This window comes from Metapseudomonas resinovorans (genome assembly GCF_002003485.1).
Taxonomy (GTDB): Bacteria; Pseudomonadota; Gammaproteobacteria; order Pseudomonadales; family Pseudomonadaceae; genus Metapseudomonas; species Metapseudomonas resinovorans_D.
On sequence record NZ_BDMA01000092.1, the window covers coordinates 64,574 to 85,512 of the forward strand.

General features: G+C 64.4%; 15 protein-coding genes. 10 read left to right on the forward strand and 5 right to left on the reverse strand.

Annotation, left to right across the window (positions count from 1 at the left end; genetic code table 11):
* From MnOB_RS26070 to MnOB_RS26080, 3 genes are all read left to right on the forward strand, one after another.
* Positions 1-1,512 (forward strand): tripartite tricarboxylate transporter permease, encoded by a 1,512-nt coding sequence (locus MnOB_RS26070; RefSeq protein WP_077527437.1) that lies wholly within the window; start codon positions 1-3, stop codon positions 1,510-1,512.
* Positions 1,505-2,527: an AbrB family transcriptional regulator gene (locus MnOB_RS26075; protein WP_077527438.1), complete on the forward strand. Its 1,023-nt coding sequence runs from the start codon at positions 1,505-1,507 to the stop codon at positions 2,525-2,527. The genes MnOB_RS26070 and MnOB_RS26075 overlap by 8 nt, the downstream gene beginning before the upstream one ends.
* 117 nt (positions 2,528-2,644) lie before the next feature.
* On the forward strand, positions 2,645-3,508 hold the full coding sequence (locus tag MnOB_RS26080) for a DUF6279 family lipoprotein (RefSeq protein WP_077527439.1): 864 nt from the start codon (positions 2,645-2,647) through the stop codon (positions 3,506-3,508).
* An 8-nt stretch (positions 3,509-3,516) separates the two neighbouring features.
* Here MnOB_RS26080 and ung read toward each other — a convergent pair whose 3' ends face one another.
* On the reverse strand, positions 3,517-4,212 hold the full coding sequence (ung, locus tag MnOB_RS26085; protein WP_077527440.1) for a uracil-DNA glycosylase: 696 nt from the start codon (positions 4,210-4,212) through the stop codon (positions 3,517-3,519).
* Positions 4,213-4,321: 109 nt separating this feature from the next.
* Between ung and MnOB_RS26090 the strand changes: the two genes are divergently transcribed.
* The gene (locus tag MnOB_RS26090; RefSeq protein ID WP_077527441.1) at positions 4,322-5,164 is read left to right on the forward strand and encodes an HDOD domain-containing protein; all 843 of its coding nucleotides are present in this window, start codon (positions 4,322-4,324) and stop codon (positions 5,162-5,164) included.
* Between the two features lie 125 nt (positions 5,165-5,289).
* Here MnOB_RS26090 and MnOB_RS26095 read toward each other — a convergent pair whose 3' ends face one another.
* The gene (locus tag MnOB_RS26095; RefSeq protein WP_077527442.1) at positions 5,290-6,171 is read right to left on the reverse strand and encodes an AraC family transcriptional regulator; all 882 of its coding nucleotides are present in this window, start codon (positions 6,169-6,171) and stop codon (positions 5,290-5,292) included.
* Positions 6,172-6,301: 130 nt separating this feature from the next.
* Between MnOB_RS26095 and MnOB_RS26100 the strand changes: the two genes are divergently transcribed.
* Genes MnOB_RS26100 through mmsB form a run of 5 tightly spaced genes read left to right on the forward strand, consistent with a single transcriptional unit; the run spans position 6,302 to position 11,889 of the window.
* Positions 6,302-7,795: a CoA-acylating methylmalonate-semialdehyde dehydrogenase gene (locus MnOB_RS26100; protein ID WP_077527443.1), complete on the forward strand. Its 1,494-nt coding sequence runs from the start codon at positions 6,302-6,304 to the stop codon at positions 7,793-7,795.
* A 47-nt stretch (positions 7,796-7,842) separates the two neighbouring features.
* Positions 7,843-9,006: an isobutyryl-CoA dehydrogenase gene (locus MnOB_RS26105; protein ID WP_077527444.1), complete on the forward strand. Its 1,164-nt coding sequence runs from the start codon at positions 7,843-7,845 to the stop codon at positions 9,004-9,006.
* A 10-nt stretch (positions 9,007-9,016) separates the two neighbouring features.
* Entirely contained in the window at positions 9,017-9,835 is an 819-nt protein-coding gene (locus MnOB_RS26110) for an enoyl-CoA hydratase (RefSeq protein ID WP_077527445.1), read from the forward strand.
* Between the two features lie 23 nt (positions 9,836-9,858).
* Positions 9,859-10,962, forward strand: coding sequence for an enoyl-CoA hydratase/isomerase family protein (locus tag MnOB_RS26115; protein ID WP_077527446.1), 1,104 nt, complete (start codon positions 9,859-9,861; stop codon positions 10,960-10,962).
* 42 nt (positions 10,963-11,004) lie between these two features.
* Positions 11,005-11,889 (forward strand): 3-hydroxyisobutyrate dehydrogenase, encoded by an 885-nt coding sequence (gene mmsB, locus MnOB_RS26120; protein ID WP_077527447.1) that lies wholly within the window; start codon positions 11,005-11,007, stop codon positions 11,887-11,889.
* A 193-nt stretch (positions 11,890-12,082) separates the two neighbouring features.
* On the opposite strand, the gene MnOB_RS26125 is transcribed toward mmsB, so the two are convergent.
* From MnOB_RS26125 to MnOB_RS26135, 3 genes are all read right to left on the reverse strand, one after another.
* Complete coding sequence (locus MnOB_RS26125; RefSeq protein ID WP_077527448.1) at positions 12,083-13,441, reverse strand: HlyD family type I secretion periplasmic adaptor subunit; 1,359 nt, start codon at positions 13,439-13,441, stop codon at positions 12,083-12,085.
* Positions 13,431-15,587, reverse strand: coding sequence for a type I secretion system permease/ATPase (locus tag MnOB_RS26130; protein ID WP_077527449.1), 2,157 nt, complete (start codon positions 15,585-15,587; stop codon positions 13,431-13,433). The genes MnOB_RS26125 and MnOB_RS26130 overlap by 11 nt, the downstream gene beginning before the upstream one ends.
* Before the next feature lie 93 nt (positions 15,588-15,680).
* Positions 15,681-17,033: a TolC family outer membrane protein gene (locus MnOB_RS26135; RefSeq protein ID WP_077527450.1), complete on the reverse strand. Its 1,353-nt coding sequence runs from the start codon at positions 17,031-17,033 to the stop codon at positions 15,681-15,683.
* Positions 17,034-17,367: 334 nt separating this feature from the next.
* Here MnOB_RS26135 and MnOB_RS28950 point away from each other — a divergent pair.
* Positions 17,368-20,939: retention module-containing protein (locus tag MnOB_RS28950; protein ID WP_158713862.1), on the forward strand; the 3,572-nt coding region annotated here is incomplete at its 3' end.

Here is a 20,939-nt window from a genome sequence, read left to right on the forward strand (position 1 = left end):
ATGGAAACCCTGAACTTCCTGGCCCAGGGCTTCGATGTCGCCTTGCGCCCGATCAACCTGCTGGTGGCGCTGTTCGGCGCGTTCGTCGGCACCGTCGTTGGCCTGCTTCCGGGTCTTGGGCCGATCAATGGCGTGGCCATCCTGCTGCCCCTGGCCTTCGCCCTCGGCCTGCCGCCGGAAACCGCATTGATCCTGCTGGCCGCCGTGTACCTGGGCTGCGAGTACGGCGGGCGCATCTCGGCCATCCTGCTCAACGTACCGGGTGACGCCGCGGCCATCATGACCACCCTCGACGGCTACCCGATGGCCCGCCAGGGCAAGGCGGGCATCGCCCTGTCGCTGTCGGCCATGAGCTCCTTCATCGGCAGCACCATCGCCACCATCGGGGTCGTGCTCTTCGCTCCGATCCTGGCCAACTGGGCGGTGGCCTTCGGACCCGCCGAGTATTTCGTGCTGATGGTCTTCGCCATCGCCTGCCTGGGCGGGATGGTCGGCGACAAGCCGGTCAAGACCCTGCTCTCGGCCCTGATCGGTCTGGGCCTGGCCACGGTCGGCGTGGACGCGACCACCGGCGTCTACCGCTTCACCTTCGACAGCGTCGGGCTGTCCGATGGCATCCAGTTCGTGATAGTGGTCATCGGCCTGTTCAGCGTCAGCGAAGTGCTGCTGATGCTCGAGCACACCGCTACCGGTCAGCAAGCGGTCAAGGCCAGCGGACGCATGCTGTTCAATTTCAAGGAGTTCAGCTTCACCTGGTGGAGCAGCGTGCGCAGCTCCCTGTCAGGCTTCGTCATTGGCGTGCTGCCGGGGGCCGGCGCCACCATCGCCAGCGCCATCAGCTACATGAGCGAAAAGCGCATGGCTGGTAGCTCCGGCCGCTTCGGCGAGGGCGACCTGCGGGGTGTCGCGGCTCCGGAAGCGGCCAACAACGCCTCGGCCTGCGGTTCGCTGATCCCCATGCTGACCCTCGGCGTACCGGGTTCGGGCACCACCGCCGTGATGATCGGCGCCCTGACCCTGTACAACATCACGCCCGGCCCGCTGCTGTTCGAGCAGCAGCCCGATGTGGTCTGGGGCCTGATCGCCTCACTGTTCATCGGCAACGTCATCCTGCTGGTGATGAACATCCCGCTGGTGGGCCTGTTCGCGCGCATGCTCAGCGTGCCGACCTGGATCCTCGTGCCGGCGATCACCATCGTCAGCGTGGTCGGCGTTTATGCCGTGCACAGCACCACCTTCGACCTGGTGCTGATGGCCGCCCTCGGGGTGTTCGGCTACCTGCTGCGCAAGATGGACTTCCCGCTGTCGTCGCTGATCCTCGGCTTCGTCCTCGGTGAGTTGATGGAGTCCAACCTGCGTCGTGCGCTCTCCATCACCGACGGCGATCTGGGCATTCTCTGGAGCAGCCCGATCACCATCGCCCTCTGGGTGCTGACCGCGATCATGCTGGCCCTGCCGGGCATCCGCTGGATGCGCGCACGTCGCGCCAAAGCGAAGCTGGTCCATGCCTAAGTGGTTGCTGACGCCGCTGGTGGGTGCCGCCGGCGGCTGGCTGGCCAGCCTGGTGGGCTGGCCGCTGCCATGGATGGTGGGCTCGCTGCTGGGCGTGATCGCCGTGCGCTGCATCGGCAACCTGCCGCTGGCGGAAGTCCCTGGCGGTCGCAAATGCGGTCAGTGGGTGGTCGGCATCGGCATCGGCCTGCATTTCACCCCGGCGGTCATCGAGCAGGTGCTGGCCAACAGCGCGATCATCCTGGTCGGTGCCGTGGCCACCACCCTCTCCAGCGTCATCGGTATCAGCCTGATGCTACGCAGCGGCGAGGATCGCGCCACCGCCTTCTTCGCCAGCATGCCCGGTGGCGCCAGCGAGATGGTCAATCTCGGCCAGCGTAATGGCGCTGTGCTCAGCCGCGTCGCCGCTGGCCAGAGCCTGCGCCTGTTGCTGGTGGTGCTGAGCGTGCCCGCGCTGTTCCAGCTGTTCGTTGGCGTGCCTGCCACACAGCACCAGGTGGCACAGGTCGACTGGGGCTGGCTTGCCCTTTTGCTGGGCGGTGGCGCGTTGCTGGCGATGCTGATGCAACGCTTTCACCAGCCCAACCCCTGGCTGATCGGCCCATTGCTGGTGAGTGCCGCGATGAGCATCGGCTTCGACCTGCAACTCGGTCTGCCGCAGGGCGCCAGCCAGCTGGGCCAATGGCTGATCGGCAGCGCCCTGGGCTGCCACTTCGACCGCGCATTCTTCCGTCGCGCGCCCTCCTTCATCGCCCGGACCCTGTTCGCTACTGCCCTGGGCATGGCCTTTGCCGCGCTGGCAGCGGAGCTGCTCGGGTGGTTGGATGGGCTCGATCACCGCTCGCTGATGCTGGGCATGATGCCCGGTGGCATCGCCGAGCTCAGCCTGACCGCGGAAGCCCTGCAACTCTCGGTGCCGCTGGTCACCGCCCTGCAGGTGCTGCGATTGCTATTGGTGCTGTTCCTCGCCGAACCGGTGTTCCGGCGCTGGACGAAGCAAGAGAGCCACGCTTAGCCCGCCTTGTGCGGGCTTTTTTATTCTTCTGCAACATCCGGTTGCGGCCACCGGTCCACAGGAAATGAGACGCGCCTATGCTCTCCCCTATTCGCTGGTCGCCCAAGGCTGACTTTCATGTCCGGACGCATCGCTGCATTCCGCTATTCGCTGCTCGCCACAGCCATCCTGCTGCTGGCCGCCTGCAGCCGCCTCGACCTGGCCTACCGCAATCTTGACCTGGTCATCCCGTGGTGGATCAGCAAATACATCACTCTCGATGACAGCCAGGAAGCCTGGATGACACCACGACTGCAAAAGCACCTCGCCTGGCACTGCAGCACGCAACTGCCGGAGTACGTGGCTTGGCTGGAACAACTCGAGCAGATCAGCCAGCGCCCGCAACTAACCGCCACCGACCTGCGCGGCCAGTTCGTGCAGGTGCGCAATGCCGTGCACGACATCTCCGTGCAGGTCACCCCGACGGTGCTGGGCCTGGCGAAGGGCCTTTCGCCCAAGCAGATGGGCGAACTCTATGTCGCCATGGACGAACGCAATGCGGAACTTCGCGAAGAGCACGTAGCGCCGCCCCTGAAGGCACAGGTGGCAGCCAGGTCGCTGCGGATGCGCCAACGCGTCGAGGAATGGATGGGGCCATTGCGGGCGAGCCAGCTGGCGCGAATCGATACCTGGGCCAGAGGCCAGGGCGACTACAACCGCATCTGGGCGGAGAACCGCGAGAACTGGCAGAAGGAGGTGCGCAACGCCCTGTACGTTCGTCACGCCTCGAACTTCCCGGCGCGCATGACTGCCTTATTGCAGGAGCCGGAAGACGCCTGGACGCCGGAGTACCGCAAGGCCTATCCGGCCGCGGAAAACGCCCTTGCGCAGTTGCTCACAGACCTGTTCAACAGCGCCGATGAGCGCCAGCGCAATGCGCTGCGCGAATACATTGGCGAAATGGTCACCGACCTCAAAGGGCTGGAGTGCTTTCCCGACTGAACCCGACCTCAGAGGTCGGGCAGGCTCCAGTTGATCGGGTCCATGCCGTGCTGGGCGAGGAACTTGTTGCAGCGGCTGAAGTGGCCATTACCGAGGAAGCCCCGATAGGCCGACAGCGGCGAGGGATGCGCCGATTTCAGGATCAGGTGCTTGGTAGGGTCGATCAGCCGTTCCTTGCTCTGCGCGTGGGAGCCCCAGAGCAGGAACACCAGACGCGGACGGCTCTGGCTCACGACTTCGATGACCTTGTCGGTGAAGGGCTGCCAGCCGGCAGCCGCGTGGGAACCGGCCCGAGCCTGCTCGACGGTGAGGGAGGTATTGAGCAGCAACACACCCTGCTCCGCCCAGGACTGCAGGTAGCCGTGGGAAGGAATCTCGATATTCAGGTCGCGCTTGAGTTCCTTGTAGATGTTCTGCAAGGACGGCGGAGTCGGCACGCCCGGCTGAACCGAGAAGCACAGACCATGCGCCTGACCCGGCCCGTGGTAAGGGTCCTGGCCGATGACGACCACCTTCACCTGCTCCAGCGGAGTGGAGTTCAGGGCATTGAAGATCAAAGGTCCGGGCGGGAAGATCACCTTGCCGGCGTTCTTTTCCTGGCGCAGGAAGTCTCCCAGGGCCTTCATGTAGGGCTTTTCAAACTCATCCCGCAGGGCTTCTTTCCAGCTCTCTTCGAGCCTGATCCGGTCGTCGCTTTCAGTCATCGCTCTATCTGTTCCGTGGCGGTTGCCGGGGCGCTTCCCGCCCGATGGTCGGGCACCCTAAGAAATGCCCACTACCCTTGTCAATCAAGGATGTCTGGAGCAAGCCCACATGGATAATCGTCACGACACGGTGAAACTCGCGCTCTACGAGCGCTTTCTCAAGGACGCCGGCGCGCTGCCGCCGATGCCTGAGGCCTCCCTGCGCCTGCGCCAATTGCTGACGAGTGACGCCCCCTCCCACGAGCAGGCCAGTGCCCTGTTGGAGAACTTCCCCAACCTGGTCGAACGATTGCTGGAGTTCGCGGCCCTCCCCCTGCTGGGCCACATCCAGCCCGGTGCGCGGCTGCTGGACGTGATCAGGCAACTGGATAGCAAGCGCCTGGTCAACCTGGTGCTGGCGTTCGAGCTGCACCAGTTGTTCGAAGGCGACGAACCCAGCCTGCGCAAAGTCTTCAACAAGCGCTGGCACCTCAGCCTGCAACGCGCCGCCGTGAGCGCCGGCCTGGCCCAACACCTGCCCCACCTGGAGGAAGAAGACGCGCTGCTGGCAGGCCTGCTTCAGGACATCGGCAGCCTGCCGCTTCTCCGGGAGCTGCACCAATGGCCACAGGTGTCACGCCTGGAAGTCGACGTGCAACGGCTCTGCGAACAGCTCTCCGCCGAAGTCGGCGTGCTGTTGCTCAGTGCCTGGAAATTGCCGACCAACCTGCAGGACTGTGCACGCCTGCGCCGCGACTGGTGCCGCCAGCACAAGGGAGCAGTTGACCTCGCCGACGTGGTGCAGGTCGCCAGCCAGCTGCTGGAAGAACCCCGCAACGATGACCGCCTGGCACGGCTACCGGCCTACCAGCGCATGGAACTGCCGACGCCCCAGGTGCTCCGTGCCGAACTGGCCGAAGTGGTCGCGCTGTGGCTCAAGCTGTTGGGCGGCAGGCCGCCTGAGGCGGATTGATGCTCACCCCCCTGTAGGGGCGAATTCATTCGCCAAGGGCAGCGTAGCTGCCCCCATGGGAACCCCAAGGGCGAACCTGTGGTTCGCTTGGCGATTGAAATCGCCCCTACAGGAATCCATGCGGCTCAGCCCTGATGCAACACCCGGTAATGACTGGGCGCCATGCCCACCACCTTGCGGAACAGCCGCGAGAAGTAATAGACGTCCTCGTAGCCCAGTTGCTCGGCGATCTGCTTCACGCCGCGGTCCCCCTCATCGAGCAGGCGGCAGGCGTGGGCCATCTTCAGCTGGATGAAATCCTGGATCGGCGCATGGCCGGTCAGGGCGCGGTAGGTCTTGGCGAAGTGGAAGCGCGACAGCTTGAACTGCGCCGCCAACTGATCGAGGTTGAGGCTGTCGTGCAAATGGGCGCGCATCACTGCCTGTACCGCGTCCACGTCCAGTACCCGGCCTGACTTCAGGTACCCCCGCACCGGCAATACCGCGAGGGACGTCAGCAGGGTCTGCAACTGATGCGCGGCATGGATGAAGTGCGGCAGGTTCAGGCCCTGCTTGCGCAGCCCCAGCAAGGCATCGAAATCCGCCAGCAACCGGGGCTGCACGCCGATCCGGCGCAATGCTGATTTCCCCAGCGGGCGCAGGTAGTCCTCCACCAGCTCGCCTTCGAAATGCACCCAGTAGATGCTCCACGGCCGTTGCGCATCCGCGCCATAGGCATGGACCTGCCCCTTGGGCAACAGCAGCAGGTCGCCACCGCCCACCTCGAATCGTCCATCCCCACTGTCCAACCAGCCCTGTCCTGACCGACAGTAGATCAACAGGTTGTCCTCGGGCTGATGCCGTTCCATGCGGTGCCCCAGCGCCTCCGGGTAGTAGCCCAGGGCCAGCGGATAACAGGCAGAAGTCAGCGGGTGGCGGGCCAGCAGGCGACGCAGGCGCGGTGGCGTGGTGAAGCGCACGCCATTGGCCGGCAAAGGCCAGTTGGAGGTCTCGACGGAGCGGCTCATGTGGGTCCTTGTAGTGGCCTGCAATGCCAAGATCGTCCATCCCGCAGCCAAGATCGTCAATCCACATCCGGATCGGCGGCCGCTATAAGGCAAGAAATAACAAGGTCCCGTCTCACGGGTGGAGGACCAGATGCCCCGGACAATTCCGCAGTTGATCGACGGTGAGTGGCGCGACAGCCGTGCCCGCGAGCTGATCGAAATCACCGACCCGACGACCCAGGAAGTCCTCGCCCTGGCGCCCAAAGCCACGACGGAGGAAATCGAAGCCGCCGTCGCCAGTGCCAAGCAGGCCTTCCTTACCTGGCGTGAAGTGCCGGTCCCGGAGCGCGCCCGACTGATGCTGCGCTACCAGCAGTTGCTCAAGGAGCATCACGACGAACTCGCCGAACTGCTGGCCAGCGAAACCGGCAAGACCTTCGCCGATGCCAAGGGCGATGTCTGGCGGGGCATCGAGGTGGCCGAGCACGCCGCCAACGTGGCCAGCCTGATGATGGGCGAGACGGTAGAGAACGTCGCCCGTGAAATCGACACGGCCAGTTGGGTACAACCCCTGGGCGTGTGCGTCGGAATCACTCCCTTCAACTTCCCGGCGATGATCCCGCTGTGGATGTTTCCGCTGGCCATCGCCTGCGGCAATACCTTCGTCCTCAAGCCCTCGGAGCAGGACCCGCTGACGCCCAACCGCCTCGCCGAACTGTTCCTCGAAGCCGGCGCCCCGAAAGGCGTGCTGCAAGTGCTCCACGGCGGCCGCGAACAGGTGGACGCCCTGCTCACCCATCCCGATGTGCGCGCCATTTCCTTCGTCGGCTCAGTCCCGGTGGGCCAGCACATCTACCGCACCGGCACGGCCCATCTGAAGCGTGTGCAGGCCTTCGCCGGCGCGAAGAACCATATGGTGGTGCTGCCCGATGCCCACAAGGACCAGGTGCTGAGCAACCTGGTGGGCGCGAGCTGCGGTGCTGCCGGTCAGCGCTGCATGGCCATCAGCGTGGCCATCTTCGTTGGCGAGGCGCGTGAGTGGATTCCGGACCTGGCCGCGCAAATGGCCGAACTGCGTCCAGGTCACTGGAAAGACGCCCATTCGGCCTTCGGCCCCTTGATCAGCCAGCAGGCTCGCCAACGCGTCCTGCGCCTGATTGCCGAAGGTAAGGCGGAAGGTGCGCAATGCCTGCTGGACGGTTCGCAGTGCGAGGTGCCCGGCTATCCGAACGGCAATTGGCTTGGCCCCACTCTCTTCCGTGGCGTAACTGCGAAGATGGGCCTGTACCGCGAGGAGATCTTCGGCCCGGTGCTGGTGTGCATGGAAGTGGACACCCTGGAAGACGCCATCACCCTGGTGAATGCCAATCCCTATGGCAACGGCACCAGCCTGTTCACCCGCTCCGGCGGCGCCGCCCGGCACTTCCAGCATGCGGTGGAAGTGGGCCAGGTCGGGATCAACGTCCCCATCCCTGTGCCCCTGCCGTTCTTCTCCTTCACCGGCTGGAAAGGCTCCTTCTATGGCGACCTGCATGCCTATGGCAAACAGGCGGTTCGCTTCTACACCGAGACCAAGACCGTCACCTCCCGTTGGTTCGATGACAGCCCGGTCACCGGCCCGAACATGACCATCCATCTGAAGTAGCGACGAGTCGCCCAGCAGCGCCACGGGACCGAGAAGGCAGACGACCTATGGATTTCGACCTCACCGAAGAACAACGCTTGCTGGTGGACAGCGCCCGCGCCTTCGCCAGCCATGAACTGGCGCCCTTTGCCGCAGACTGGGACCGCAACCACCACTTCCCGCTGGAGGTGATACGTCGCGCTGCGGAACAGGGCTTCCTGGCGCTCTACATCGCCGAAGAGGATGGCGGCCTGGGCCTTTCCCGACTGAGCGCCGCGCTGATCTTCGAACAGCTCGCCGCAGGCTGCGTGGCGACCACTGCCTATCTCACCATTCACAACATGGCCGCCTGGATGCTCGCGTCATTCGGCGATGCCGCGCTGAAAGCGCGTTGGCTGCCCGGACTGATCAGCGGCGAACTGCTCGCCTCGTACTGCCTGACGGAGCCGGATGCAGGCTCCGATGCCGCCCACCTGCGCACCCGCGCTCGCCGCGATGGCGACCACTATGTGCTGGACGGCAGCAAGTGCTTCATTTCCGGCGCGGGCAGCACGCAGGTCCTGATCGTCATGGCGCGTACCGGCCAAGAGGGCGCCAAAGGTATTTCCTGCTTCCTGGTACCGGCCGATGCCGAAGGCATCCGCTATGGCCGCAATGAAGACAAGATGGGCTGGCGCGCCCAGCCCACCCGCACGATCACCTTCGAAGGCGTGCGCATTCCCCTCGCGAACCGTATCGGCCCGGAAGGCCAGGGCTTCGTCTATGCCATGAAGGGTCTGGACGGTGGCCGGCTGAACATTGCCAGCTGCTCCCTCGGCGCCGCCCAGGCGGCCCTGGAGCAGAGCCTGCGCTATGTCGAGGAACGCAAACAATTCGGCAAGCCGCTGGCCGACTTCCAGGCCCTGCAGTTCAAGCTCGCCGACATGCTCACCGCGCTCACGGCCAGCCGGCAGATGGTGCGCCTGGCCGCTCACCGCCTGGACCATCGCCATGCCGAGGCCAGCCTCTACTGCGCGATGGCCAAGCGCTTTGCCACCGACCAGTGCTTCGAGCTGTGCAACGAGGCCCTGCAACTGCATGGCGGCTACGGTTACCTGAACGACTATCCTCTGGAGCGCTGGGTACGGGATACCCGGGTGCACCAGATCCTCGAAGGCACCAACGAGATCATGCGCGTCATCGTGGCGCGCCGTTTACTGGAACAAGGCGGAGCCATCGACCGCCTGCTGTAAGGAGATGCACATGTCTACCGCCGTTGAACCCTACCAGCCCGGAATTTTCGACCTCACCCACAAGCTGACGGTGGAAAAGCACGGCCACACCGCGCTGATCACCATCAATCACCCGCCCGCGAATACCTGGGACCGTGAGTCGCTGATCGGCCTCAAGCAGCTGATCACGCACCTCAACCACGACGACCAGATCTACGCGCTGGTGGTGACCGGCCAGGGGCCGAAGTTCTTCAGTGCGGGGGCGGACCTCAACCTCTTCGCCGATGGCGACAAGGCACGCGCCCGCGAAATGGCCCGCCGCTTCGGCGAGGCGTTCGAAGCCCTGCGAGATTTCCGTGGCGTGTCCATCGCCGCGATCAACGGCTACGCCATGGGCGGTGGCCTGGAATGCGCCCTGGCCTGCGATATCCGTATCGCCGAACGCCAGGCACAGATGGCCTTGCCGGAAGCGGCGGTTGGCCTGCTGCCCTGCGCGGGCGGCACCCAGGCACTTTCCTGGATGGTGGGTGAAGGCTGGGCCAAGCGCATGATCCTCTGCGGCGAGCGCGTGGATGCGGAAACCGCCCTGCGCATCGGTCTGGTGGAACAGGTGGTGGATAGCGGCGAAGCCCGTGGGACCGCTCTGCTGCTGGCCGCCAAGGTGGCGCGGCAGAGCCCGGTGGCGGTACGCACCATCAAGCCGCTGATCCAGGGGGCCCGGGAGCGTGGGCCGAACAGCTGGTTGTCGGAAGAGCGCGAACGCTTCGTCGACCTGTTCGACGCCGAGGACACCCGCGAAGGCGTCAACGCCTTCCTGGAAAAGCGCGACCCACACTGGCGCAACAAATGACCTCGAGCCCGACGAGAACGATCATGAATGTGAGTTTCGAAGAACGCAGCGGCCATCACGGCGCGCGCATCGGCATCGCCAGCCTGGATGCCGAGACCAGCCTCAACGCCCTTTCCCTGCCGATGATCGAGGCCCTGGACGCCAAACTGCGCGCCTGGGCCGATGACCCGGAAATCGTCTGTGTGCTGCTGCGCGGCAACGGCCCCAAGGCGTTCTGCGCCGGTGGGGATGTCCGCAAGCTGGTGGACGCGTGTCGCGAGCATCCCGGCGTGGTGCCGCCTCTGGCGGGCCGCTTCTTCGCTGATGAGTACCGCCTCGACCACCGCATCCACACCTTTCCCAAACCGCTGATCTGCTGGGCCCACGGCCATGTGCTGGGTGGCGGCATGGGGCTGATGCAAGGCGCGTCTATCCGCATCGTCACGCCCTCCAGTCGCCTGGGCATGCCCGAAATCAACATCGGCCTCTACCCGGACGTGGGCGGAAGCTGGTTCCTCGCCCGCCTGCCGGGCAAGCTCGGCCTGTTCCTCGGTCTCGGCGCCGCAACCATCAACGCCCACGATGCCCTGGACCTCGATCTGGCCGACCGCTTCCTGCTGGAGGATCAGCAGGATGCCCTGGTCGCAGGCCTGGTCCAGCTGAATTGGCGCGATCACCCCGAAGCCCAGCTCAACAGCCTGTTCAAGGCACTGGAGCACGAAGCCCGCGGCCAACTGCCGGAATCCCAATGGCTACCACGACGCCAGCGTATCGACGAGCTGCTGGATGTGCCCGACGTGGCGGCCGCCTGGAAGGCCATTGCCGCCCTGCAGCACGACAGCGACGTGCCCCTGGCACGCGCCGCCAAGACCCTGGTTGGCGGCTGCCCGCTCACTGCGCACCTGGTGTGGGAACAGATTCGCCGCGCGAAGCACCTGTCGCTGGCTGAAGTCTTCCGCATGGAATACGCCATGAGCCTGAACTGCTGCCGCCATCCGGAGTTTCCCGAGGGCGTGCGTGCGCGGCTGATCGACAAGGACAACGCCCCGCGCTGGCACTGGCCGGATGTGGCGGCCATTCCCCGTGCTGTGATCGAGGCCCATTTCGAGCCGGTGTGGGAAGGCCGGCACCCGCTGGACGATCTCTGACAACTCGCCCGCCGCCACCGCGCCGGGCCAAGGAGAAGCACGATGAGCAAGATCGCCTTTATCGGACTGGGCCACATGGGCCTGCCCATGGCCCGCAACCTGCTCAAGGCCGGCCATGAACTCAAGGTTTATGACCTGGTTCAGGCTGCCGTCGACGAGCTGGCAGCCGAGGGCGCCAAGTCGGCCCGGGACGCTCGCGATGCCGTCAGCGGGGCCGAGGTCGTCATCACCATGCTGCCAGCGAGCAAGCATGTGGAAGGCCTGTTGCTGGGTAGCGACGGGTTGCTCGAATCCATTCCAGCCGGCAGCGTGGTGCTGGAATGCTCGACCATCGCCCCGGACTCCGCGCGCAAGGTGCACGCTGCCGCCAAGGCGAAGGGCATCGAGCTGCTGGACGCTCCCGTGTCAGGCGGAACTGCAGGCGCTGCGGCCGGGACCCTGACGTTCATGGTGGGCGGCGAGGCGGCAACACTGGAAAAGGCGCGGCCGGTCTTCGAGGCCATGGGCAAGAACATTTTCCACGCGGGTCCCGACGGCGCCGGCCAGGTGGCCAAGGTCTGCAATAACCAGTTGCTGGCGGTGCAGATGATCGGCACTGCGGAGTCCATGGCCCTTGGCGTGGCGAACGGCCTGGACCCGGCGGTTCTGGCCGAGATCATGCGCCAGAGTTCGGGCGGCAACTGGGTGCTGGAACGCTACAACCCCTGGCCGGGGGTGATGCCCAACGCACCGGCGAGCAAGGACTACGACGGCGGATTCATGGCTGAACTGATGACCAAGGACCTTGGCCTGGCCCAGGAAACCGCACAGAGCAGTCTTTCCAGCACGCCAATGGGCGCCCTGGCGTTGCAGATCTATCGGTTGCTGCTCAAGCAGGGCAAGGGCAAGAAAGACTTCTCGGTGGTGCAGAAGCTGTTCGTGGAATAACCCGCGCTTCCATTCATTTGAACTTGGGAAACCACGTCCTGAGGGCGTGGTCATGAGTCATCGGCGCTGCCTGCGACGCAAGATCCGGTAGGGTGCGCCGTGCGCACCGGCGGTTTGACGTGGTGCCGAGGCCGATCCCGGAATCGGTGCGCACGGCGCACCCTACGATCCAGTCCGAACAAAAGGGGCCGGCTCAGCGCTCCCGCAGCGCCTCGGCACGGGCCTTGATGATGGGCTTGAGCAGGTAGCTCAGGATGCTCTTCTTGCCAGTCATGATGTCCACCGAGGCCACCATGCCGGGGATGATCAGCAACGGGTTCTGGTCGCTTCCCAGGTGGCTCTTCTTGGTCCGCAGCTTGATCAGGTAGAAGCTGTTGCCTTCATCGTCGGTGATGGTGTCCGCACCGATCTGTTCGAGGTCCGCGGTCAACCCGCCGTAGATGGTGAAGTCATAGGCGGTGAACTTGACCATGGCGTTCTGACCGGGGTGCAGGAAGGCAATGTCCTGCGGGCGGATACGCGCTTCAACCAGCAACGTGTCGTCCAGCGGCACGATTTCCACCAGGTCGCTGCCCGGCTGGATCACGCCGCCGATGGTGTTGACCAACAACTGCTTGACGATGCCCCGCACCGGCGAAGTGACCAGGGTGCGCTTGACGCGGTCCTCCAGGGCCTTGCCGGTGGCGTTGGCCTTGTTCAGCTCGGTGCGCGCCTCGTTGAGCTGGGCCAGCGCCTCGCTACGGAAGCGCGAACGGGTTTCCGCGATCTTGCGCTCGGCTTCCTTGATCGCCGACTCCGCGCGGGGAATGGCCAGGCTGGTGGCTTCCAGTTCGCCGCGGTTCTCGACTTCGGCGCGGCGCAGACGCAGGACTTCTACCTTGGAGATCGCCCCCTGGGCCACCAGTGGTTCGGAAATGGAAATTTCCTGCCGCAGGAGCTGCAGGCTGTTGCGGTACTGGCCTTGCTTGGAGATGAACTCCTGCAACTCCTGGCGGCGCTGCACCAGTTGCTCTTCGAGGCCAGCCACCTCTTCCTGCAACTGCTGCTGGCGACTGCGGTAGAGGGCGTCTTCGCTGTTCGCCTGCTCGGGCGCGAGCTTGCGCAGCTCTTCGGAAATCTGCAGCGGACGGTCATCCACCTCGGCACTCAGGCGTTCCACCCGCAGTTGCATCGCAGTGCGGTCGGCTTCGGTTTCACCCACGTTGGACTCGAAGCGTGTAGGGTCCAGGCGCAGCAGTGGGTCACCGACTTCCACCACCTGGCCTTCGCGGATGAACAGCTCGGAAACGATGCCGCCTTCCAGGTTCTGCACCTTCTGCAGCTTGGACGATGGAATCGCCTTGCCTTCGCCACGGGTGACCTCGTCCACCTGCGCGAAGTGCGCCCAGAGCAGCAAGAACAGAGTGAAGCCAATGAGCGTCCAGATGGTCAGGCGCACCACGCGCGGCGCGTCCTCCACCAGGGCCTTGTTGACCTCCGGCAGCGGCTGATCGGACAGCGAATCCCCGCCTTTGAAGTACTGGCGCAGTGCGCCGAAACCCTTATGCGACACTGATCTGCCCCTTCTTCAGTGCTTCCATGACCGCTTCCTTCGGACCATCGGCGATGACCCGGCCACGGTCGATGATCAGCAGGCGGTCCACCAGCGAGAGCATCGAGGCACGGTGCGTGACCAGCAGCAGGGTCTTGTTGGCGATTACCGCGGAGAGGCGTTCCTTGAGGCGTTCTTCGCCAGGGTTGTCCATGGAGCTGGTCGGTTCGTCGAGCAGCAGGATGGGTGGGTCCAGCAACAGCGCGCGGGCCAGGGCGACGTTCTGCCGCTGGCCTCCGGAGAGGTTCTGGCCCCGCTCGCCGACCTGCAGCTCATAGCCCTGCGGGTGCATCCGGGCGAACTCGTGCACGCCGGACAACTCGGCCGCCTGCAATACCAGTTCGTCTTCCACATAGCGGGCGCCGGACATGAGGTTGTCACGCAGGGTGCCGCTGAACAGCTGGATGTCCTGGGGCACATAGCCGACGTTGTGGCGCAGCTCGCTGACGTCCAGCTGGCGGATGTCGGTACCGTCCACCAGCAGGCTGCCCGAATCTGCCTGGTAGAGGCCGACGATCAGCTTGGCCAGGGAGCTCTTGCCCGAGCCACTGCGACCAATGATGCCGATCTTCTCGCCCGGACGGATGACCAGGTTCACTTCACTGAGAGCGAGCGTCTGCTGGTGCGGGTAGGTGAAGTTGATCTGGCGCAGCTCAAGGCTGCCCTGCAATTTGGACCGTACCAGCGGCTGTTCGCTTTCCTGGCGCTCCTGGGGCAGGTCCATCATCTGATCCACCGACTTCATGGTCAGGCGCGCCTGCTGGTAGCGGGTCAGCAGCCCGGAGAGCTGGGTCAGCGGACCGAGGGCACGGCCATTCAGCATGTAGCAGGCGATCAGGCCGCCCATGCTGAGGTCGCCGGCCATGATCAGGTAGACGCCGGCGACGATCATCACCACGCCCGCCAGTTGCTGGATCATCAGCGTCAGGTTCATTGCCAGGCTGGAAAGCATCTTCACCCGCAGCTCGAGACGGCCCAGGGTGCCGATGGTCTGCTCCCAGAGGTACTGGCGATCGCTCTCGGCATTGTTGACCTTCACCGCATCGAGGCCGGCGAGAGTTTCGATCAGGCTCGACTGGCGCTCGGCGGCCAGTGCCATGGTGCGATCCATGGTCGCCACCAACGGCTTCTGCAACAGCCAACTGATGCCCATGGCGAGCGGGAACGCCAGGATCGGCACCCACACCAGGTGGCCGCCGAGCAGGCCGATCACCAGCAGGATCAACAAGGTGAACGGCAGGTCGATGACACTGGTCAACGTCAGCGAGGCGAGGAAGTCCCGCAGCGTCTGGAATTCGTGGATGTTCTGGGCGAAGCTGCCGACCCGCGCCGGACGGTATTTCATCGCCATGCCGACGATGCGCTCGAACAGCGTCGCGGAAATGATCAGGTCGGTCTTCTTGCCGGCCAGGTCCAGACACAGGCCGCGCATGGTCTTGAGCAGCAGGTCGAACACGTAGGCACCGCCGATGCCGACGGCCAGCACCCAGAGGGTGGCGACGGCCTGATTGGGTACCACGCGGTCATAGACGTTCATCACGAAAAGCGGAGCGCCCAGGCCAATCAGGTTGATCAGCAGGCTGGCAGCAACCGCATCGGTGTAGAGCCAGCGGGAGCGCTTGAGGGTGTCGCGGAACCAGGATTTGGTGCGCGGGATCAGGCTGCCCTGGTTGAGGTCGTACTTGTGCTGGGGCTGGGCGAAGAACACATGGCCGCTGTAGTCCTCCTGCAGCAAATCGCGGGTGACCTTCACCTCACCGCCATCGCTCTCGCTGAGCAGCAGGCGCGCACTGCCGTCGTCGTCCCAGCCGAGCATCACCGCGCAACGGCCTTCCTTGAGCAGCAGCAAGGCCGGCATGGCGATCTTCGGGATCTGCTCCAGGCGACGCTGCAGCAAGCGGCCCTGCAGGCCTACTCGGGCGGCGGCACGGGGCAGCAGTTCGGCAGTCAGGCGTTGTTTGGGCAGCGGCAGGCCGCTGGTGAGCATCGCCCGATTGGCAGGCTTTCGATGCAGGACACAAAGGGATAGCAGCGAGTCGAGCAACGGATCGTCATGCTGCCCGCGGGGATCGGTATTGATGTGTGCGCGACTGACTTCTGGATCCACGCCTGGATTCTCTGCTCTGGGTTCTTCGGGTATTCAGGTCCCAGGCCGGAGGAGGGGACTTCCTGCTGCGACGCGCGGATCCGAATCAGGTACCTAGTTGAGGCCGGGGAGAGTTGCTTCTGGCTTGAGCTCGGTCTGCACGACCGTCGCCATCGGTGCCACCACTCCCTGGCTCTTCAGCAACTCGCCTATGGTCGCCTTGATGCGGTACTGAGTAAACAGCTCGGTGTAGCGCAGGTCCACCAGGCGACGTGAGGCGGTGAACAGCTCGTTCTCGCTGTCCAGGAGGTCGAGCAGGGTACGTTCGCCAATGCTGAATTGCTGCTGGTAGGACTCACGCACGCGGGTGCTGTAGTCGACGTATTGCTGGGCGATCGGCAGCTGTTCGCGGGCATTGCCCAGAGCGTTCCAGGACAGGCCCAGTTCTTCGTTCAACACGCGCAGGGCGTTGTTGCGGATATCCAGCGCTTCGTTGATCTGGTAGGCCTTGGATTCCAGGTCCGCCTTGTTGCTGCCCCCGGCGAACAGGTTGTAACGCATGCGCAACATTGCCTGCCAATCGTTGACGTGGCCGTTTTCACCGTCGATGTCATTGTCCGCTCCACGGGACAATTCGGCATCGAAGCGCGGGTAGAAGAAGGACTTCGCGGCGTCGTACTGTTTCTCGGCGGCGGCGACATCGGATTCGGCGGAACGCAGGATCGGACTGTTGGACAGCAGGGTCTGGCGGGCTCCCTCGAGGGATTCCGGCAGTTGCCCCGGCAGACCGGACGGCTCGCTCAGATCCACCGGGTCCATGCCCACGACGCTGTAGTAGTTGGTGCGGGCGTCGTTGAGGTTGGTCTGCTCGGTGATCAGGTTGTTGCGGGCCTGGGCCAGACGCGCTTCAGCCTGGTCCTGGTCAGCCAGACGCCCTACCCCGCGCTCACTGCGCAGGCTGATCTGATCGAAGATGCGCTCGTGGCTGCGCAAGTTGGCCTGGGCCAGGCGCACCATTTCCTCGCGGCGCAGCACATCTAAATAGACCTGGGCCACGTCCAGCGCGGTGCGCTCAGAAGTCCCCAGCAGCGAGTAGGCACGGGAGTTCACGGTGGCCTGCTGGCGGCCGACTTCGTTCTGCGTGGCAAAACCGTCAAACACCATCTGCTGCAGCCGCAGGCTGGACTCGCCACGGGTCATGGTTTTCCAGTGGTCGTTGCCGGTGGCGCGAGTGGTGGTGTTGTCGGTGCCTTCGCGACCATAACCGCCCAGCAGGTCGACGGACGGTAGGTAGCCGCCCTTGGCTGCCCTCAGCTGCTTGTCGGCAGAAAGACGGCTATTAACGCCCGCCTGGATTTCCGGATGAACGTCCATGGCTCGCTGCATCGCCTCGGAGAGGCTCTGGGCTTGCACGGGAAGGCTTGCAGCCAGGGCGAAAGGGAGAACGGCGGAGAGTCGCAGACGCATATTCTTGGCATCCTTTTCGTTGAATTGGAGGTCCGGAAACTTCACTGGCGCTTGCTGCCCGTCAAGGCTCGGATTTCGTGAACGGAGTCACACTCGAATCCGGTGGACGAACACATAAATATCAAAGTGACAGCATGAAATCGATTGTTTAGGATGGAAGCCAATTGGTCAATACTTTGGCATATAACCAATAGCCAATTGTAATAAGCCAATATATTGGCGCCACCGTTTCGCCATGTAACAAACTATAGATAGGGAATGTCAGTCCTGCGCGAAGTCCTCCTAAATCGACCCCAGTGACGACAAGCCAGATCCAATTCAGGAGAGTCACCCCATGAGCAGTGTTATTGCGATCGTCAAAAGCATTGTTGGCCAGGTCTTCGCAATGTCCCCGGAAGGGTTCCAGCGCCTGCTCGTGGAGGGTGACCGCCTGTTCAAGGGCGACCAGTTGCAGACGGGCCTCGAGGGGATGGTGACGCTCGAGCTCACCGACGGTCGTACCGTCGATCTGGGTCGTGACGCGCAGTGGAGCGAGACCGACGCAGTCGCCAGCATTGAGGCCCAGGCTGCGCAAACCGCTCCGCAAACGCCTGCCGATGACGTCGCCCAGTTGCAAAAGGCCATTGAGGCGGGCGTCGACCCGACCAAGGAACTCGAAGCTACCGCGGCCGGCCCAAGCGCGGGTGGTGCGGGTGGTGCGGGTGGCGGTGCCGCTGGTGGCGGCCACAGCTTCGTGATGCTGGATGCGACGGGTGATCGCGTCGACCCCACCATTGGCTTCACCACCGGAATCGAGCCGCTCGCGACCGAAGTGCTGGTAGAAGACGACGCCACACCCACCGTGGATGCAGCCCCGGCCGATGAGCCCGATAGCGGACTGCCGGATGAAACCCTGCCGGGACCGGATGTCCCCAATGGTGCTCCGCAAGCCCAGGACGCCAGCCTCACCACCGACGAAGACACCCCGGTGAACGGGCAGCTGGGCGCCACCGATCCCGAGGGCGACCCGCTCACCTACTCGCCCGGCGACGGCCCGCGTAACGGCACTGTGGTGATCAACCCGGATGGCTCCTACACCTACACGCCCAACCCGAACTTCAACGGCACCGACAACTTCACGGTGATCGTCGATGACGGCAAAGGCGGCACCGATACCATCGTCGTCACCATTGGCGTGAATCCGGTGAACGACGCCCCCGTCGCAGCCAACGATGGCCCAACTGCCGTCGCCGAGGACACTCCGGCCAGCGGCAACGTGCTGACCAACGACGGCGACGCCGACGGCGATAGCCTGACTGTCACCCAGTTCACCGTAGACGGAACCACCTATACGGCTGGCCAGACCGCCACCCTTTCCGGCGTCGGCACCCTGGTCATCAACGCCAACGGCAGCTTCAACTTCACCCCGGCCCCGAACTACAACGGCCCGGTGCCGACCGCGACCTACACCGTCAGTGACGGCACCACCACTGACACCGCCGAGCTGAACTTCGCTGATGTAACGCCGGTGGACGACGCGTCCGTCCTGGCCGCCGACAGCAACAGCGTGGCCGAAGACAGTTCGGCCACCGGCAACGTGCTGGCAAACGACGGCGACGTGGACGACGCGCTTGCCGTCGCCAGCTTCAGCGTGGCCGGCATCAACGGCAACTTCACTGCCGGCCAGACCGCCGCGCTCAATGGCATCGGTAGCCTGGTCATCAACGCCAACGGCACCTACACCTTCACCCCGGAAGCCAACTGGAATGGTGCGCTTCCGCAGGTCACCTACACCACCAATACCGGCAGCAGCTCGACGCTGAGCATCAGCGTCACCCCGGTGAACGATGCGCCGGCCGCGGCCAACGATGGCCCGGTCCCGGTAACCGAGGACACCCCGGCCACCGGCAACGTCCTGACCAACGACAGCGACGTAGAAGGCGATTCCCTCACCGTCACCCAGTTCTCCGTAGGCGGGACCACCTACTCCGCCGGCCAGACCGCCACCCTGAGCGGCGTCGGCACCCTGGTGATCAACAGCGACGGCAGCTTCACCTTCACCCCGGCACCGAACTACAACGGCCCGGTACCCACCGCGACCTATACCGTCACCGACGGCACTGCCACCGATACCGGTGAGCTGAGCTTCGGCAGTGTCGGCCCGGCGAACGACGCACCGATCGCCAGCGATGACGGCCCGGATGCAGTGACCGAAGACACCCCGGCCAGCGGCAATGTCCTGACCAATGACAATGACGCCGATGGCGATGCCTTGACCGTTACCGACTTCAGCTTCGGCGGGAACAATTACCTGGCTGGCCAGACCGCGACCCTCGCGGGCGTCGGCTCCCTGGTCATCAATGCCAATGGTTCCTACACCTTCACGCCGGCCCCGAACTACACCGGCCCGGTGCCCACCGCGACCTACACCGTCAGCGATGGCACCGCCACCGACACTGCCGAGTTGAGCTTCGGCGATGTCACTCCGGTGGACGATGCGTCGGTTCTGGTTGCCGACAGCAACAGCGTCGCCGAGGACAACCCGGCGACCGGCAACGTGCTGGGCAACGACAGCGATGTGGATAACACCCTGACCGTCGCCAGCTTCAGCATCAGTGGCGTGCCTGGCACCTTCATCGCTGGCTCCAGCGCAGTGATCGCCGATGTCGGCATGCTGAGCATCGCTGCCAACGGCAACTACACCTTTACTCCGTTGCAAAACTGGAACGGCGATGTTCCGCAGGTCACCTACATCACCATTACCGGCAGCAGCTCGACGCTGGATATCACCGTTACCCCGGAAAATGACGCGCCGCTGGCGGTCAACGACGGTCCGGTTCCGGTGATTGAGGACATCGCCGCGGTTGGCAACGTGCTGACCAATGACAGCGACGTCGATAACAACACCCTGACCGTCACCCAGTTCGAGGTGGGTGGCAGCACGTACCTGGCTGGCCAGACCGCCACCGTCGCAGGCGTCGGTACCCTGGTGATCAACACCAACGGCAGCTTCACCTTCACGCCGGCCCCGAACTACAACGGCCCGGTGCCCACCGCGACTTACACCGTCTCCGACGGCACCGCCACCGACACCGCCGAGCTGAGCTTCGGCAACGTCATCCCGGTCGACGATGCCTCCATCCTTACTGCCGATACCAACACCGTAACCGAAGACAACCCGGCGACCGGTAACGTGCTGGGTAACGACAGCGATGTGGATAACAGCCTCACTGTCACCAGTTTCAGCATCAGTGGCGTGCCTGGCACCTTCACGGTGGGTTCCAATGCAGTGATCGCCGGTGTCGGCACCCTGACCATCGCGGCGAACGGTAATTACACCTTCGCTCCGGCGCAGAACTGGAACGGTGACATCCCGCAGGTCACCTACACCACCAACACCGGCAGCAGCTCCACGCTGGATATCACTGTCACCCCGGAAAATGACGCGCCTGGCGCCAGCAATGACGGCCCGGTCCCGGTGATCGAAGACCTCCCGGCGGTCGGCAATGTTCTGACCAATGACAGCGACGTCGAAAATGACACGCTGACCGTCACTCAATTCGAAGTGGGCGGCACCACTTACCTGGCTGGGCAGACCGCCACCGTCGCAGGCGTCGGTACCCTGGTGATCAATGCCAACGGCAGCTTCACCTTCACCCCAGCACTGAACTACAACGGCCCGGTGCCCACCGCGACCTACACCGTCTCTGACGGCACCGCCACCGACACCGCCGAACTGAGCTTCGGCAACGTATCGCCGGTCGACGATGCCTCCGTGATGATTGCCGACAGCAATTCCGTGGCCGAGGACAACCCGGCCACCGGCAATGTGCTGAGCAACGACAGCGATGTGGATAACACCCTGACCGTCGCGACCTTCAGCATCAATGGCGTGCCCGGTACTTTCACCGCTGGCACCAGCGCCGT